We start from the raw sequence: 14,956 nt of genomic DNA, 5'->3' as shown, positions 1-14,956 counted from the left end.
TGGTTAGTGACTGCGGATGGTGTTCGGGTGCGGTGCCTCGGTCTCGGGAAGGGGCCGTGCCATCGTGCGTCTACTCGATAGAAGGGACCGGGTTGACTTAAACCTTTTGCATACGAAAACGCCGGGAATATAGAAAAGCGGTTCGCCGCGGTGGGAGCGCTAGGCCCGCTAGTGCGGACTCACGAACAGGACTCGACTGACCGACCACTCCCGTGGCATTGCGAGTACGTGCTCGCAACCCACCGGTCCCGAATCGTTGATAAGTGGGTATGTGTTGCCCACGTCAAAGTATAGCGAGTGACTGTTCGGGCTTGCGTGACAGAACATGTGGGTCTCCGCGGGGTTCGCCGACCACACATAGATTGCAGGAACAACCATCCGGTCGACGACTTCCCGGGCAATTGCCACTAAAGCGTTGGGCGCTAATCCTCGGATTTGCTCGGCGACACGATTCGGATAGAACTCGAACGAAGCCATCTCCGGCAACGCAGCGACAGCGTCAGCCGCTTCGCCCTTCGCAAGCCACTCTGTATGGAAGTAGCCCGTACCGAGGCGGAGGCAGTCCGCGAGATACCCGGAGGGTCCGTCACTGTCGAATCCGTCGCAGAAGGCGTCTTGAACGTCCGAAATTAACTGCGACGACTCATCGAAGTCCTCGGGTCGGTAATTTGCATGAGTCCCTTCGTCGTCGTACTCGGTGCTGTGGTCGACACCGTCGTATATCGGGGGTTTCTCGCCACCGATTCTATCGAGGACTTCTAGCGCGTCTGCGGAAAGGACGGTGCGGTCGGCCGGAGTAGTGGTCTCGGTTGGAGCCATCGTACACTCGGTAGAAGGGACCACACCGACTTAAGTCTTTTGCATACAGAAACGCCGGTAGTATATTTGCGTTACTCGAACGTCAGCCTCTCGTAGTCACACATCCAGCAGTCGCACTTCTCGAACGGAATCTCCGACGGTTCAGCCGCCACACCGTGTGCGTCGATTTCGTCGCGGATGGGCTTCGCGCGGTTCTCGACCAGCCACGACACACGCCGCGGACTCGCCTTGAGATAGTCGCTGGGAATCTCCGGTACGTGTGCCGGCCACACCTTCTGAAAACTGAGGTCCGTCTTGCTCACCGACGCTACCTGCGCGTGGTCCGCCCCGGTCGCGTGGAGGTAGAGCCACACTTGGTCCATCTGGTGCTGGTCTGCGCCGTTGTAGAAGTGGAACCCGTTGAAGTAGTCGTCTCCACGGGTCTTGAAGTCCGCCACCAGTCCCAAGTCGGCGTCGTAGAAGTCGGTCGTCCCGACTAACTGGATGCCGCCACCGAGGTCGGCCTGAACGAGGTTCTCCGCGCGAATGTCTCGGGGCGACGTCTCGAATTTCTCCCGCACGTAGGCCTCGAGGACCGCGTGAATGAGCACCCCGGGGAGAACTTTCCCGGTCGGGACCGACGAGAGGCCGGTCTTGCTGAGGTACGCCTGCCGCTTGCACTTCCCGAGCTGGCTCGGATGGAACGTGTACGGGTCACGCTCCGTGTGACTGTCCGGGTCTCGACTGAACTCGAGGGAGACGTTGTCTTTTGCGGTCTCCCACCAGCGGAGGGCGGCGTCGATTAGGTCGCCGATGTCGACGGGCTTCGGGCGGCCCTGTTCGTCAGTAGCGGGTGTGGTCGGCGGGTAGAACGGTCGGCTCTGGTCTGGATTCGCTAGTGCCATCGTACACTCGGTAGAAGGGACCGGACTGAATTAAGCCTTTGCATACGAATACGCCGGCTATGTTATAGGCATTTGCGCGGCCCATAGCGTAGCAGCCGCGCCCCCACTACGGGCGCGGTGGGCGCGGGATCGTCGACGAGCTCGCGAAGCTCCCGCACCAGGACTCGAGGACTCACGCGAACCGCAACAGAAACAGCGAGGCGCTCAAGCGTCGACGTCGGTGTCTGCTCGTTGCTCCCACTCTGAGACCGCCTCCCGGACGGTGTCAGCAAACATCTTCGCGCGGCTCACGGCCTGGTCGGCCGCCGGGTGGCTCCGCCGACCACCGGGGTTGAACACTAGCTCCCGGACCTCGGTCTTGAACGCGGTCAGGAGCGGCTTGAGGCGCTCCCGGTAGTAGGGGTCGACGGGGTCGCCGCGGCCTGGAAGGTCGAACTTCGTGCGCTCGACCGCGACTCGCCGGATATGCTTGCACGTCACATCACGGTGGTGCCAGTCGGGGCAATCGCAGCGGCCCTGAGGGAGGAAAACTCGGTACGTCTCGTCGGACGCGGACTCGACGTGGTACATCCCTGTGCCCTTGCCGTCGCTCCCGATGATGGGGATGACGACCATCTGTTCGTCCCGGGCGGCTGCTGCCCGGCCCGAGAGGTCTGTGTCGTCGGGGTGCGGGAGTGTGCCGGAGGGCTTTCCGTCGGCCGCGCTGGTCGGTGGGTGGGTGGTCTCGGAGTGGGCCATCGTACACTCGAACGTAAGGGACTGGCTGGCATTAAGTCTTTTGCATACAAAAACGCCGGGATTATAGTAAGCTGGTGGCTGGCGGTTGCGGCCTGACTCGGAGAACTACACCGCTGCCGAAGGTACCTGGTCGTGCTCGCGCATCCACTCCATCATCTTCCGGCGAGCGGCACCGTGGCTCCGCGCTCGGTCCACCTCCTCGACGGTCTGACCGTCCTGAGATTCGGCGCTCGGCAGAGAGATCTCGATGAACCACATCGGGCAACGCGCGTTACTGAGCGCGTTCCGACGCGTCGCCGTCAGCCGCACCTCCCCGGCGCAACTCCCCGCGAACCGAAACTCCAGACCGCCAACACGCTCCCAGTTCGGAACCTCCGGGGCGTCGGTCTCTGCTGCCGCCATCTAGCTGCCCTCCGCGGCCTCGACCCGACTGACATCCACCTGAACGAACTCCACCTCGTCGCTGTGGTCGCGCTCGGGAATCTCGACGAACACCACGAGCTCGTCGTCGTAGAACCGCACCTCGGTCTGGTTCGTGAACGCGGGCGGACGGGACCGACGCCGGCGCTTGTACGTCCACTTGTACGGCCCTGCGCGAACCACGGCCATCGTCTCACCCTCCACGAACTCGACACGCCGCTCGCTTTCTTCGTAGTCCTCGGGGAGCGGGCTGTCTCCGCTCGCCGTTTCCAGCCGCTCGGGGTCGAGGTCTCCGATGCCGCCGCTTCCGGGCTGCATCGTGGCATCTGCTTCCGGGGCGGCGGGGTCGTCGTCGGTGGTCTCGGAGTGGGTGTCTGCTGGTGCCATCGTACAGTTGAACGTAAGGGCCCGCCCCGACTTAAGCGTTTTGCATACAAAAACGCCGGTATTACAGGTAAGGCCGGCGTGCTCGACCGAAAACAGCGCGCGGCTACCGCCGCCTCACACCCACACGATTTCCTCGACGTCGTCCTCCCGGACGTAGACCTTCCCGTACCCGGTCTTGCACTTGTACGCAGGCTTGTTCTCCTCCGGCCCGTTCGGGCGTCCTGACAGCGCCTCAGGGTCGTACTTCACGCTCGGCCCCAGGTATCGCACCGTCCGAATCTCCCCGTCCTCGGGCTGGTCTACCTCCGCATCCGCCAGGTACGTAGCGCCCTCCTCCAGCCGCAGTACCCACATCAGAAACCAACCCCCGTGGCCGGCGTCGGCTTGTGCGCGCTCGGCGTCGACTCTGCCTGCTTCGCTTGCTCGCTCGCGGTCGCCACCGCGAGGGTCGCCACCGTCTGCCCGCCCTGCTCGACGTCGACCGTCACGATACCGTCCGGCGACTCGGTCGTCGTCTCCTCGAAGTACCGCCGGGCGTGGCTCGGCTGTGCCTCCGGGCTGAACGCCATTGGGAGCGCCCCCGAGAGCCGCCGGTCGACAGCGTCCATGTACCGCTGCCGCTGGTCGGCGGTGAGGCTGACCAGGAACCGCTCGATGCCACCGATGGGGTGGGCGAGCGTCGTCATTCGTCGCCCGCCTCCGTGGCCGCCGGCAGGATGCCAGTGAGGTCGGTGTCGGTGCGAAGCGCCTCCTGAAGCGGGGGGACCGAGTCGTCCACCTTGTCGCGGTACTCCGCGTAGGCGTCCGCAAGCGTCGTGATGAACGTCTCCACCTCGCCGATGGCCTCCTCGTAGTCGGCCGGGTTCGCGTCCTCCTCGCGAGCGGTCTCGAGGCCCGTGCGGAGGCCTGCGAGCTCGTCGGCGAACGCGTCGACCTTCTGGGGGACGGTCTCGGTGATGTAGCCGGTCACGTCGTGATCTGGGGGCGTGATAGCGCCCTCATTCAGTCGGTCGGTGAGCCGGCGCTCGTGCTTGCAGCCGTCAGCGGGCGAGTTGAACATCCGGTCGGGGCACCCGCACTCCTCGCGAGCGCCAACCTCGTAGGTGCTGCCGGACTCGGTGGTCACTTCGTAGGTCTCGAAGGTGTCGCCCCACTTGTCGAACTGGGGGACCACGACCATATGCTCGGCGCGAGCCTTGCGCTCGCGGCCCTCGACGTCGTCGGAAACCGGGAGGGTGCCGGTGTCGTAGGTCGCCGTCTGTTCGGAGTCGTCGGGGGAGGGGGTGGAACGTGCCATTTCTGCTTCCATCTATGGGTAAAGGACGGCACGCACATAAACCTTTTGCACACAATACCGCCGGGTATATTTGACTGCTGTTAGGCTGGCTTCCGGTCCGGAGCAATCAGCGCCGCCGCGGGCCGGCTAGCCTCTGGGTCCGCCTGCTCGCCCGGTCCCGACCACCGGACTAACACGAACCCCAGATGCCCCAGGTCGACTAGCGAAAAGTCCTCGGGGTCGTACTCGTCGCCGTTCAGTAGCAGGCGAACGGCACCCTCGACGTTCTCCCACCGGAGCGTGAGCTGTGCGGTTGAATCGCGGTAGCACTGGTACATCGACTCCTCGGCCTCCGCGGACCCGGGCTCGAGGACACCGTTCCCCTCGTAGCGAGCTCGGGAGCGCGCCCGCGTCAGTAGCACCTTCTCCGAAGGCATCCGGATCTCCGCGCCGTCCTCGACGTCCTCGAAGAGCTCTGGGGCTTCTCCGAGAACGAGTCCGATAGCCTCTCGGTTGACGTGGGCCTCTCCAAGGTCCATATAGTCCGCCGTGCGAATCGTGAGACTCCACGGTCCCACCATACTCTCTTTGCCCAGGAGTTCGGGAGCCTCCTCCGAGAGCGGGCTGTACGCGCCGAGAATGAGTTGCTCGCCCATCTTCACTCACCCTGACCGTCCGCGAAGTTGAAGCCCTGAATCCACTCCACGCGGCCGTACTGATTCGTCTTGACGCGCCCGGTGTGGCCGCAGTTCTTGCACTTCGCTTCACGGCCGGGCTTGAGGTCGTGGGCCGGCTGACTGACGACGTCCGTGTCGCCGCAGGGTGGACAGACGACTGTGGCTTCCGCGAGTCGCGGGAGGTCGTCGACGGGGTCGTAGTTGCCGGTCGCGAGCATCGTTCGGTCTTGGGGTGCGGGTTGTCGTTGTGCCATCGTTCCATCTTGTCGTAAGGGACCGGTTGCACTTAAGCCTTTTGCATACAGAAACGCCGGGTTTCTAGTGCCTGGCGAATGCCACGATCACGAGCCGGCGTCGACCCCGTCGATTCCAGTAGCTCACGAGCTCGCTAACAAGTGAAAAGTGGGGCAAGCGGGATTTGAACCCGCGCTCAAGGCGGTCGCAGTAGTCTTCCGCGGGCGTCCCCGCGTCGACGGAATCAGGGGACAACCCCTGCAGCCACCGCCTAATGCTCTGCCGGACTGAGCTACTGCCCCGCGTGAGTGCCGGCTAGCGTCTGTCGTCGATTGATGGTGTCTCCGTCCTGTCCTACTCCATCACGGCGGCCCACGCCACCCGGCAGAGTCGATAGTCGCCGGAGGTCCAGGGCAGAAGCCGCCGAAGCCTCCGCGCGGCCGTTTCTGATGGAACGGGCTCGCCGCAGCCCGCCGGCGTCTCCGGAGGGACCGACTCGATGTCGACGGTTCGACCGTCGGTCGCGGTTCCAGCGAGCCGCTGTAGACGCGATGGCGACCGCGTCCACACGTACATCACGGGGGTCGGCGTCCCGCCGATACTGACGCGCGAGGTCTCCGGGAGCGTCTGGACGCGTTCCTGGACGGCCTCGACGTCGACGTGGTCGCTATCGGCGTGCATCTCTCGCAGCGCGTCGACGGCCGCTTGTGGGGTCAGCCAGTGGGTGAGCGTCCGGGTCGCGCCGCCGAGTTCGACTTTGGTCGGGCTCTCGTGTTGGAACCCTGCGAGTGCGGGCGGCGCGGGGATTCCGGTCTTGTCTCCCTGTGCTGTCCCTCGATGGGGTAGTGTTGGGGAACGTGCCATCGACTAAAGCAAAGGACCAGCTACACTTAACACTTTTGCATACAAAAACGCCGGTACATTAGAACCGGGCTATTCTGACGACGAACCCCACACGGATAGTGTCGCCTGGTCCGCCTCCTTCACCCCTCCACGCTCGTCCTGATCCTCGTCGACTGCCCCGGCGGGCTGCTTGCCGGCCGCAACCGTCTCCTCTCTATCCTGCTCGGCGACGTCCTCGGCCGTCGTGGGGTTGCCCTGGTTGACTGCGGCCATCTCCTCGACCGCGGCCGCGGCGGCGTCCTCGAACGCCGCCCTCCGCGCCAGCCGCGGACAGTCGGGGCCGTACCCCGATAGTCCCAGGGCGCTCCATCCTCGACCGCCGCTGTTCCCTGAACCGGTCGGGAAGATCGCGACGGCTCGCCCGGTGTCTGAAGAATAGCACGCGACGTGGGTCGCGGTCCTGGTCGTGACTTGCCAGCCCGAAGGGAGGTCCGGGAGGTTCGCGGACCGCGCATCGGTTACCGGTGTGTCGCTCATGGTGGCTTGGTTCTCCGGTCTCAGGTTTAAACGCGGGCAGTTAGGTAGCGAACGAGGCGTCGAAGCCGACGAGAACGCGGCGAGCGTCACTCACCTTCGCTCGCCCGTAGACCTCGCCATCGGCGTGAACGCGAAATTCCTCGTCCTCGCTGGCGAGGGTTACCGAACCGGTGCGCTCGCAGATGTCCTGAATTTCGACTTCGAGCTCGCGCTCGGGGTCCTCCTCGTACTTGCGGTTGTGGCGTCGGCGCTCGTAGGTAATCGTCAGTTCTTGGTCGGCTTCGAGGTCGTTGTAGGGCTTCTGTCGTGCCATCGTGCGTCTACTCGATACAAGGGACCGAATTGACTTAAGGCTTTTGCATACAGTAACGCCGGGTATATTGCTACTGTCGGGGCGCGCTCCCACGGCCGACCGTGGTCCCATTACGGGCGCGGCAGGCCGTCGTCGATCACGAGCTCCCTCAGAACAACTCCGCTGACAACAGCCGGGGCCTCGACGACGTCGACGCCCTTCGGTCCCCCCAGAACTGAGCGGTTACCCCTCGGCGAACGCCTGGAGTGTCGCGGTCTGTCCACTCCGATGCTGCCGCAGCACCTCGCCCTTCTGCGCCCTATGAAGCCGCCGCTCGTAGCTCTGAAAGAGCGTCGACGAGTAGGACATACTCCCATCGGCGCTAGCTAGCCACTCGGGCGTGACAGACATCACGAACAACTCGGCCGCCAGAGGCTCCTCGTTCTCGATCTCTACCGCCGGGGCCCCGGATACCAGTTCGAAGCCTTCGCCCTCCCAGGCATCTCGAAGGTCGGCGTTCCGCGTACCGTGCTCGTTCTCGACGTCGACCCACGTCTCCGCGAGAATCCCGTCCGTCTCACTGGCATCCGTCATGGTGTGTATGGTGGAAGGGGCCACACCGACTTAAGCGTGTTGCATACAGAAACGCCGGAATTGTGGAGTAGCGGGCGTGCCCGGGCCTCGACGGGCTACTCGTCGCCGTCGACGTCGTCACCGTAGGATGAGAGCCGAGTATCCTCCCACCAAGCCACCGAGTACCCCGCCCACTGACACTGGAAACACGACACGGTGTTCCGCGGTCGGATGGACTTCGGATGGTAGAACAGACACCCGCCGCAACTCGGGCACTTCACGCCCGCCCGAACCACCGTATAGTCCCCGAGTTCCGCGACGTGCTCCTCTGGGAACAGCACGTCGGGAATCGACGCGTCCGGCCCCGCGCAGTTCGCCAACTCCTCCTCGGCGGAAACGGGCGTCGGCGCGTCGACCTCTGGTGCGGGCTCGAACCCGGCCGGCCCGTTCACGTCGGCCTCACTCACCGTTCTTCCCTCGCTGGCTGCCGCCTGAGAAGTCCATCTGGGCCGTAGGCATCGCTATGAGTCCTCGAAGCTGACGCTGATGTCACTCCGCCGTTCGGCGATTGCATCCCGCCGCGGCGCTTCCTCGTAGCCCTCGACATGCTCACGGAGGTACTCGCGCGCTTCCTCCAGGCCGTCGACGACCTCCGATTCACCGAGCGACTTCGGCCACACCTGCGGCGGAGTACATTCGTCGCCGACTGGGAACAGCTCGAGCTCGGCGTAGTTGAGCTTCACCACGTACCGGTCGGCTGGCTCGCCAAAGTCAGCCGGGCGAAACGGCTTGATGGCGGCGCTCGTCATCACCCGGTCGTCCATCCGTTCAAGCTGGTCGCTGGAACTCTCCAGGTTGAATCTCTCGCGGCCGTCTCGAGGGTCGAAGAAGACAACGCCCTGGTTGTCGGCCGCAGCGTACCGAGCGTGAGCGTAGTGCGTGCGCTCGTCGACGCTCGCCCCGACTTGGGGGGACGCTGCTCCGGTTGGGCTTCGGTCTTGGGTCTCGCTTTCTGGTGCCATCGTCTGTTTTGGCGAAGGGACCACATCGACTTAAGTGTTTTGCATACAGGAACGCCGGTATTGTGGGGGTGGGCGGAGGCAACACCCAGCGACTGCCCACCCCTCCCACTACGGGCGCGGCCGTGCTCGAGGATCGACGAGCTCGCCACGATCACCACGCCGGCAGAAATAGAACCATGACTCCCCTCGACCGTCCGAAACCTCTGGTGGGCGCGCTACGCCTCGACGCGGTCCACCTCGTCAGTCATCCACCCCATCTGGTTGCCGTTGCCACCCTGGGCCTGCTCGACTTCCTGGAAGGGGAACGACACCGAGACACCGCCGGGGCCCCGCAGCGCATCGAACACGCCGCGGTCCTCCAGCCGCGACCGGTAGTTCCGACCCAGGAGGACCTCCAGTTCCACGTCCTGCGCGTCGACACCGCCGGCGGCTTCGTGAATCCACGTCTGAAGGCCGTTGTAGACGCGGAGCGCCCACTCGTCTAGGAGCGTCTGAACCTCTCGACCGTCAGGAAGCCGCCCCGAACGGTCAACGGGGATGCCCTCCAGGTCGTCGACGCTCCGGTCGTAGTAGTCGATCTCCCGCTCCGGGTGGAGGATGTCGTGCTTCGCGGAGAGAATCCGGTACTCGTCGCCGATGGTCTCGCCGTAGTCCCGCTTGCACGACCAGTAGGAGTGCTTGTAGAGGTCGGCGGCGGGGACCGGGTCGTCGACGTGGTGTTTCGAGGACGAGCACCCAACGGCCACCAGCGTCAGCGGGTCGCGGTCGCGGTGCTCGACGATGGCCGCTTTCGCCGTCCGGCAGTAGCCCATACCGTAGCAGCCGCCGTCGAGGTCCACGCTGCCGCGGGTGACGTCGCCGAGGGTGTCGCGGGCGTCGACGAGGTCGTCGCAGGTTCGCGCGATGTGCGCCGGCATCAGGTCGGGGACCTCGTCCGTGGGGATGATGTCGCAGAGGAGTTCGTAGAGCGGGCGGTCCTCGGCGTCGACGGTCGTCGCCTTCGTGGCCCCCACCCAGAGGTGGGCGACTGCCAGGTCGCCGTTCGGGAGTTCGTGTTCGCGAGCGCCGTCGTTCGCGTTGGTGGCATCGGTCATTGGTCTATCTCAACGTAAGGGACCGAGTTTACTTAATACTTTTGCATACCAAAATGCCGGGAGTATAGCGACGGCGGTCGGCGACGTCCAACCACCGAAGAAAATGCTGCCTCACCCTGGCTGTTCCCTCGGGCCGCTACTCCTCAAGCAGCGCCATCGCCTGCACGAACGACTGGAACGACCCGTCGCAATCGGTGAATCGGATTCCGTGGCCCGCCTGATGATTCCAAATGTAGACCTCGTTCTCGAAGCCGTGAATCCGAACCTCGTACACCCGCCACTCGTGCGTCGACACCAGGACCTCGACGTACCGCTCGTACAGTTTGTCAGGGTGGAGCGGCTCATCGAGCTCGTCGAACGACGGGTGGTCGGCCTGGAACTCCGCCGCGCGCTCGACCGAGGTCGGGATGGGGGGCTCCTCGATCACCGAGACCTGGCTGTTCGTACTGCTCGCCTCCTCGACCTGCTCACCACTCATAGAATCGCCTCCGGTCCCTGCAGACGATGCAGATGTAGCACTCCTCAAGCGTGTCATAGAATCAGTCTCAAGCAATTTGGGTTGTTGATTGTATACCGTCACGAGGAATACCAGATGGGATTCAGTTTCTTCAGAACTACGGTCACAGCCGTCGCACAGCCAACACTTACGAGTAGAGCGATAACAGCGTTGGTCATTCGTTGTATCCCGGTCATGTTGGTTTGATACCAGGCGAACACCGCGACAGTTATGCCAATAACTACGATACTCACGATATCATCTCTGCTCAAGTTGCGTATCAGGCCGGCAATGGAGGGCATACACGGGAATTGCGCAGTTCATGGGTGAATAATCTATTGGAGCCCAGCGTGTCATAGAACGAGCCACATACGTCGGGAGTTTCCGGCTCTGAAACAGTACTCGTGGTTTTACTATCAGATAAGAATATAGGACGTTGTCATGGAACGTCAAACGATAGCCCGTATCGCGGGACTAGTCGGTATCGTCTTAGCATTGGTCGCTCTTTTCTTGGAGTTCGGAATACCGTTGTCCTGAGGAATCGATAGTCCTTCCCATCCATCTGTGCTGACAGCCGGCAACCCTGCTAACGTTTCTATGACACGCTGCTCCTCGGCATCATCCCACTGGAACTGACCGATACAATCGGCGTCGACGTGCGGAAACATGTCGGGACGCGGACCGCGAACCGCAGACTCGAGCTCGCTCCAGCCGCAGCCACCATCGACGTCGTCACTCACGGTCGTAGACCTCCCCGCCCTCCTCGACGGTCAGTCCGTGACGTTCCGCGATTCGTCGCGCCTCGTGCTGCTGAGTGACCTCCGTATGTCCGGGCGGCGTGACCCAGTACGCGACCGCCATGACCGCGCTCGCCAGCCGGAACCGGACTCGCGTAGTCAGGGCAAACCGTTCTCTAGCCTCGTCTCGAAGCGAAGAGCCTGGGAGAATCCTCACGCGTCGCTCACCTCGTCGTTCTCCCGCTCCCAGTGCGGCGGGACAGGGACGTACCGGCTAAGAGCCCGGTACGCCTCTCCGAACGCCGGCTCGTCGATCTCCCTGTACGCACGCTCGAGTTCTCCCTGTGCCATGAACCGGGCTTGGGCGGCGTGTTCGGCGTCCGTACCGGGCAGAATCTTGTAGCCCAACCATCGGCGGAACCGATGGATTGCACGGCCCACTCCCTTTCCCTCCAGCGACTCCTCGTTGTCCACTGCCTCACTCCGCATGAATCTCACCCCAGTCCACAGCCTCGTTCGGACCTCCTTGCTCTGTGAACCATCCACAGTCGATGCAGATGGTGTCGCCGTGCTCGCGTTCGTGGCGGATGTTTTCCGAACCGCAGTCCGGGCAGTGCTTCTCTTCACTGTCGCCAACATTCGTACCTGCCGTGGACTGCTCGCTCGCCATTAGGGTAGCACCCCCTTCGCGAACTCCTCCGAGCTCGCCAGCGTCTCCTCGGGGAGCTCCTCCAACGCGGTCTCGAGCGCATCGTACTCCTCGCTGGTCGCAGCCTTGTGCTGCTGGTTACGGAGGGCTCTCCGAACCACAGCTAGCGACTGGTCAGTGACCTCGGCCTGGTGGACTACCTCGTCGTCTTCCTGCTCGGGTGACTGTTCGGCCTCGGCACTGTCCCCCGTCTCCTCGTCGAACTGCGGTTCGTAGCCCTCGGTGGCGACGAGCGTCCGCGTGGCGCCATCGAGTTCCGGAATCGGCTCCTCGACCTCCTCGACCAGACCGTCCCGCTTCAGGTCCTCGAGACTCCGGGACATCTCGTCCCGGGGGTACGACGGGATTTCCTCGAAGATCGTGTCGCTGTGAACTGGCTCCTTGTGCGCGATGAGGTCGTAGACTTCCGCTGCTGCGCCGGTCAACTCCGGCCTGTCGGCGTCTGCGTCAGTCACGACTGGTCACCGTCCACCGGTTCGACGCCGGCTTCATCGAGCGCGTCACGAATGGCCTGGTCGTGGGAGCTGTTCTGTGCAAATCCGAGCAGATTGGAAGGGTCTACCAGTCCGTCCTCGGTTGCGGCGTAGACCTCGACAGTGTGGACACTACCCCCCACCATGTCGGAATGGACACTGACGGCGACGGTGTCTCGTAGTGCCCAGTTGGTAGGCCCTGCGGGACTGAACCCGTATTCTTTCAGGACGGGAACCAACTCCCTTTGGCCTTCCTCCCGCGGGTCAGGGCTATTCCCCGGGTCGTTACTGAGCATTGCTGCCCCCCTCCGTCTCGACCGCGTTGGGAGCGTCCGCGCCGTTCGCTGGGGTGGTCGTGGTGTTCGGGTGTGGTCGGTCGGTATCGGTTGGCATCGGTCTACTTGATACAAGGGACCCCACCCACTTAACAGTTTTGCACACGAACACGCCGGTTAGTTAGGGGAGAGGTTCGGCCGTCGCGACGAACCCAGAACCCGGCGGGCTCGCTACTCCACGACTTCCCAGTTCGGGAAGAGCGACCAGAACCTCCCCATCGGGGCCGGCGTGTCCTGGTCGTCCCCGGGGAAGGAGAGAACGACCGTGTCGTCCTCGACCGCCATCCCGACTATCGCCATCTCCGTGTGGTCCACCTTCTCCGGGTCGCCACGGTACTCCAGTTCCATCCCGACCGACAGACCCTGGGGCTGATGGAGCGCCGGCCCTCGGCTGCCGGACCGCGTCTCCCCATCGCTGGCCGCCCGCGTCGTCCCGGCCGCGGCTGCGGTGTCCTGGTCGGTCACGCGTCCTCCACCTCGACGTCGACGAGCTCGCCAGAAGCCAGATACTCGACAGTCCCGACAGTGGCGCTCGCCACCCGTTCCCCGTTCGCGAGGTCCGGCGCGGCGCTGACGTCGACGGCATCCGTGACCTGTTCCGCAATCCGCTCAAGGTCCGCCGCAGAAATCGGGGTCGGGCCCTCAACGCTCACGGTCACGCCGCGCCGATACCGGCGCGTCAGTTGAATTGCCGTGGTCTGTGTCTCGCCGTCGTGGTCGTCGTCTGGGATCATCGCCTCAGTGATGCCGCTGGCCTCCTCCGCAACGCCCGTAGTTCCTCCGTCCGTCGCCACCTCCGTCTCGTCGTTCGGCCGCTCGTGTGCCGTCTCCTGGCTGCCCTGCTCGCCGTCGTCGTCGCTCCCATTCTTCGGGGAAACACTCCAGCCCTTGATGGCAAGGACGCGGCTGATTCGGTTCCAGCCGCCGTTGTGGCGAGTCTCGACAGAGTACCCTTTCCAGCCGCCGCTCATGTTGTCGAACTCGACGCGGTTGGTGGCCTCGTCGACGTCTTCGTCGTCGGGGCGGACGTAGACCGTCACGGAGGCGGTCTCCCCACGGCTTTCGAGTGGGTCGACGTGGTCGACGGTCCCGGTGAGAATTTGCTCGTTTTTGCCGTATACGCTCGCGTACCGGACTTCGATGGGGTCGCCGTCTTCGATGGTCGTGGGGTCCGGGTTGGTGTGGTCGGTATCGGTTGGCATCGGCCTACCTGAGACAAAGGACCCCGTTCACTTAACAGTTTTGCATACGAGAACGCCGGAAAGATTGGGTGGTGTTACTCTGCCTGAAGCTCCGAGAACACCTCCTCGGCCACCGCCTCTACCACCGTACCCACGCGATTCCGTTCGACGTTGTTCTCGACCCCGTGGTTCCGGGCCACGGCAATGACGAACCACCCGCGCTGGTCCTCCAGTTCCTCGGCCTTCTCCACGAACCGGTCGCCGTACCGCTCGCCGAGTTGCGCCAGCACGACCTGCGTAAACGCATTCTCGTGGCAGAGACCGGCGTCAATGAACTGGTTGACCGTGGCATCGGCCGTTCGGCCGACCACTTCGTCGTTGAATGTGTCCTTGAGCCCGACCGTCGTTCCGCGTTCCGTCGTCAGGAACTCGTAGTTCCACGGGTCGTCGTTCAGGACAGTCATGGCGTTCGACCCCAGGCGGCGTGCCGCGTCATAGAGGTCCGCGTCGGATTCCACGGGGAGGTCATCGGTTTCGTAGAGCGCCCCAACAGGGCCGAGGTCGTGGCCGCCCTGCTCAAAGCTCCGCTGCTGCTGTTCGATGGTCTCACCAAAGCGGTCCCCCAGAAGGAGGTAGAACCGCCGCCGGAGGTCCTCGTCATCACAGAGCGCCGTCTCTGCGTGGTCCTTCGCATGTTCGATTGCTGCCTGAGCGGCCTGCTCCACGTCGTAGCCGTCTTCGGCCCCTGCGAGCTCGGAGGTGCCGGTCTGGGGGCCCATATACTCAACTCGGTGGACGATGACTGTGTTCTGGCCGCTGTGCCCTTCCAGACGGTCGGCAGCGACGGCGAGGGAACCGATAGTGATGGTCGCGCCATCGTCGCGTAGGAGGGTCGCGCTGAGACTCTTCGATTGGTTGTTCGGTTCGTACTCCTCGACCGCCCAGGCCTCCGGTGTCACGTCGTTGAGGTGCGTTTCGCCGTTGGGGGTGAGCAGGTTGTCGCTGTCGACGGTGGTGGTCTTGGGGTGTGCCATCGTGCGTCTACTCGATACAAGGGACCGGATTGACTTAAGGCTTTTGCATACAGGCGCGCCGGGTGTATAGGAACGGGAGTGACTAGCGAGCGCGCGACTATCACCACCAAACGACGGGAGAATCGGCAGTACCCGGCTCGGTCATTCCTGGGGCACTCAGCACCCTGCAAGGAGGGATCATTGCTGCCCCCGAAC

General features: G+C 63.8%; 27 protein-coding genes and 1 tRNA gene. All 28 read right to left on the bottom strand.

Annotated features, from left to right (window positions below; genetic code table 11):
- Positions 1 to 168: 168 nt before the first annotated feature.
- On the bottom strand, positions 169 to 819 hold the full coding sequence (locus LT971_RS15800; RefSeq protein WP_237007913.1) for a hypothetical protein: 651 nt from the start codon (positions 817 to 819) through the stop codon (positions 169 to 171).
- Positions 820 to 890: 71 nt separating this feature from the next.
- Positions 891 to 1,703: a PD-(D/E)XK nuclease family protein gene (locus LT971_RS15795; protein WP_237007912.1), complete on the bottom strand. Its 813-nt coding sequence runs from the start codon at positions 1,701 to 1,703 to the stop codon at positions 891 to 893.
- A 204-nt stretch (positions 1,704 to 1,907) separates the two neighbouring features.
- Positions 1,908 to 2,441: an SWIM zinc finger family protein gene (locus tag LT971_RS15790; protein ID WP_237007911.1), complete on the bottom strand. Its 534-nt coding sequence runs from the start codon at positions 2,439 to 2,441 to the stop codon at positions 1,908 to 1,910.
- A 105-nt stretch (positions 2,442 to 2,546) separates the two neighbouring features.
- Entirely contained in the window at positions 2,547 to 2,843 is a 297-nt protein-coding gene (locus LT971_RS15785) for a hypothetical protein (RefSeq protein ID WP_237007910.1), read from the bottom strand.
- Positions 2,844 to 3,248, bottom strand: coding sequence for a hypothetical protein (locus tag LT971_RS15780; RefSeq protein WP_237007909.1), 405 nt, complete (start codon positions 3,246 to 3,248; stop codon positions 2,844 to 2,846).
- Between the two features lie 114 nt (positions 3,249 to 3,362).
- Positions 3,363 to 3,602, bottom strand: a complete 240-nt coding sequence (locus LT971_RS15775; protein ID WP_237007908.1) for a hypothetical protein — start codon at positions 3,600 to 3,602, stop codon at positions 3,363 to 3,365.
- Positions 3,602 to 3,934: a hypothetical protein gene (locus LT971_RS15770; RefSeq protein WP_237007907.1), complete on the bottom strand. Its 333-nt coding sequence runs from the start codon at positions 3,932 to 3,934 to the stop codon at positions 3,602 to 3,604. The genes LT971_RS15775 and LT971_RS15770 overlap by 1 nt, the downstream gene beginning before the upstream one ends.
- A complete protein-coding gene (locus LT971_RS15765; protein WP_237007906.1) occupies positions 3,931 to 4,557 on the bottom strand; it encodes a hypothetical protein in 627 nt (208 codons plus the stop codon). Before LT971_RS15765 ends, LT971_RS15770 begins: the two co-directional genes overlap by 4 nt.
- A 68-nt stretch (positions 4,558 to 4,625) precedes the next feature.
- On the bottom strand, positions 4,626 to 5,186 hold the full coding sequence (locus tag LT971_RS15760; RefSeq protein ID WP_237007905.1) for a hypothetical protein: 561 nt from the start codon (positions 5,184 to 5,186) through the stop codon (positions 4,626 to 4,628).
- Positions 5,183 to 5,455, bottom strand: a complete 273-nt coding sequence (locus LT971_RS15755; RefSeq protein ID WP_237007904.1) for a hypothetical protein — start codon at positions 5,453 to 5,455, stop codon at positions 5,183 to 5,185. Before LT971_RS15755 ends, LT971_RS15760 begins: the two co-directional genes overlap by 4 nt.
- Positions 5,456 to 5,604: 149 nt before the next feature.
- A tRNA-Cys gene (locus LT971_RS15750) sits at positions 5,605 to 5,737 on the bottom strand.
- 52 nt (positions 5,738 to 5,789) lie between these two features.
- Positions 5,790 to 6,299 carry a hypothetical protein gene (locus tag LT971_RS15745; protein WP_237007903.1) on the bottom strand — a complete coding sequence of 170 codons (510 nt, stop codon included), beginning with the start codon at positions 6,297 to 6,299 and terminating at the stop codon, positions 5,790 to 5,792.
- Positions 6,300 to 6,368: 69 nt separating this feature from the next.
- Positions 6,369 to 6,815 (bottom strand): hypothetical protein, encoded by a 447-nt coding sequence (locus LT971_RS15740; RefSeq protein WP_237007902.1) that lies wholly within the window; start codon positions 6,813 to 6,815, stop codon positions 6,369 to 6,371.
- Positions 6,816 to 6,855: 40 nt separating this feature from the next.
- Positions 6,856 to 7,128 carry a hypothetical protein gene (locus tag LT971_RS15735; protein ID WP_237007901.1) on the bottom strand — a complete coding sequence of 91 codons (273 nt, stop codon included), beginning with the start codon at positions 7,126 to 7,128 and terminating at the stop codon, positions 6,856 to 6,858.
- A 222-nt stretch (positions 7,129 to 7,350) separates the two neighbouring features.
- Positions 7,351 to 7,701 (bottom strand): hypothetical protein, encoded by a 351-nt coding sequence (locus tag LT971_RS15730; RefSeq protein ID WP_237007900.1) that lies wholly within the window; start codon positions 7,699 to 7,701, stop codon positions 7,351 to 7,353.
- 95 nt (positions 7,702 to 7,796) lie between these two features.
- Positions 7,797 to 8,147: a hypothetical protein gene (locus tag LT971_RS15725; protein WP_237007899.1), complete on the bottom strand. Its 351-nt coding sequence runs from the start codon at positions 8,145 to 8,147 to the stop codon at positions 7,797 to 7,799.
- 54 nt (positions 8,148 to 8,201) lie between these two features.
- The gene (locus LT971_RS15720) at positions 8,202 to 8,702 is read right to left on the bottom strand and encodes a hypothetical protein (protein ID WP_237007898.1); all 501 of its coding nucleotides are present in this window, start codon (positions 8,700 to 8,702) and stop codon (positions 8,202 to 8,204) included.
- A gap of 215 nt (positions 8,703 to 8,917) precedes the next feature.
- Positions 8,918 to 9,796 (bottom strand): DUF6884 domain-containing protein, encoded by an 879-nt coding sequence (locus tag LT971_RS15715; protein WP_237007897.1) that lies wholly within the window; start codon positions 9,794 to 9,796, stop codon positions 8,918 to 8,920.
- 136 nt (positions 9,797 to 9,932) lie between these two features.
- Complete coding sequence (locus LT971_RS15710; protein WP_237007896.1) at positions 9,933 to 10,274, bottom strand: hypothetical protein; 342 nt, start codon at positions 10,272 to 10,274, stop codon at positions 9,933 to 9,935.
- Positions 10,275 to 10,741: 467 nt separating this feature from the next.
- Complete coding sequence (locus tag LT971_RS15705; protein ID WP_237007895.1) at positions 10,742 to 11,032, bottom strand: hypothetical protein; 291 nt, start codon at positions 11,030 to 11,032, stop codon at positions 10,742 to 10,744.
- Positions 11,025 to 11,246 (bottom strand): hypothetical protein, encoded by a 222-nt coding sequence (locus LT971_RS15700; RefSeq protein ID WP_237007894.1) that lies wholly within the window; start codon positions 11,244 to 11,246, stop codon positions 11,025 to 11,027. Before LT971_RS15700 ends, LT971_RS15705 begins: the two co-directional genes overlap by 8 nt.
- Entirely contained in the window at positions 11,243 to 11,503 is a 261-nt protein-coding gene (locus tag LT971_RS15695; RefSeq protein ID WP_237007893.1) for a hypothetical protein, read from the bottom strand. The genes LT971_RS15700 and LT971_RS15695 overlap by 4 nt, the downstream gene beginning before the upstream one ends.
- Before the next feature lie 4 nt (positions 11,504 to 11,507).
- Positions 11,508 to 11,699, bottom strand: coding sequence for a TFIIB-type zinc ribbon-containing protein (locus LT971_RS15690; RefSeq protein WP_237007892.1), 192 nt, complete (start codon positions 11,697 to 11,699; stop codon positions 11,508 to 11,510).
- Positions 11,699 to 12,193, bottom strand: coding sequence for a hypothetical protein (locus tag LT971_RS15685; protein ID WP_237007891.1), 495 nt, complete (start codon positions 12,191 to 12,193; stop codon positions 11,699 to 11,701). Before LT971_RS15685 ends, LT971_RS15690 begins: the two co-directional genes overlap by 1 nt.
- Positions 12,190 to 12,507: a hypothetical protein gene (locus tag LT971_RS15680; RefSeq protein WP_237007890.1), complete on the bottom strand. Its 318-nt coding sequence runs from the start codon at positions 12,505 to 12,507 to the stop codon at positions 12,190 to 12,192. The genes LT971_RS15685 and LT971_RS15680 overlap by 4 nt, the downstream gene beginning before the upstream one ends.
- A gap of 210 nt (positions 12,508 to 12,717) precedes the next feature.
- Complete coding sequence (locus tag LT971_RS15675; protein ID WP_237007889.1) at positions 12,718 to 13,011, bottom strand: hypothetical protein; 294 nt, start codon at positions 13,009 to 13,011, stop codon at positions 12,718 to 12,720.
- On the bottom strand, positions 13,008 to 13,748 hold the full coding sequence (locus LT971_RS15670) for a hypothetical protein (protein WP_237007888.1): 741 nt from the start codon (positions 13,746 to 13,748) through the stop codon (positions 13,008 to 13,010). The genes LT971_RS15675 and LT971_RS15670 overlap by 4 nt, the downstream gene beginning before the upstream one ends.
- A 74-nt stretch (positions 13,749 to 13,822) precedes the next feature.
- A complete protein-coding gene (locus LT971_RS15665) occupies positions 13,823 to 14,761 on the bottom strand; it encodes a hypothetical protein (RefSeq protein WP_237007887.1) in 939 nt (312 codons plus the stop codon).
- Positions 14,762 to 14,956: the final 195 nt, after the last annotated feature.

It is taken from the genome of Halobacterium rubrum (assembly GCF_021729015.1).
GTDB lineage: Archaea > Halobacteriota > Halobacteria > Halobacteriales > Halobacteriaceae > Halobacterium > Halobacterium rubrum.
This window is presented reverse-complemented; position numbering and strand designations above follow the sequence as displayed.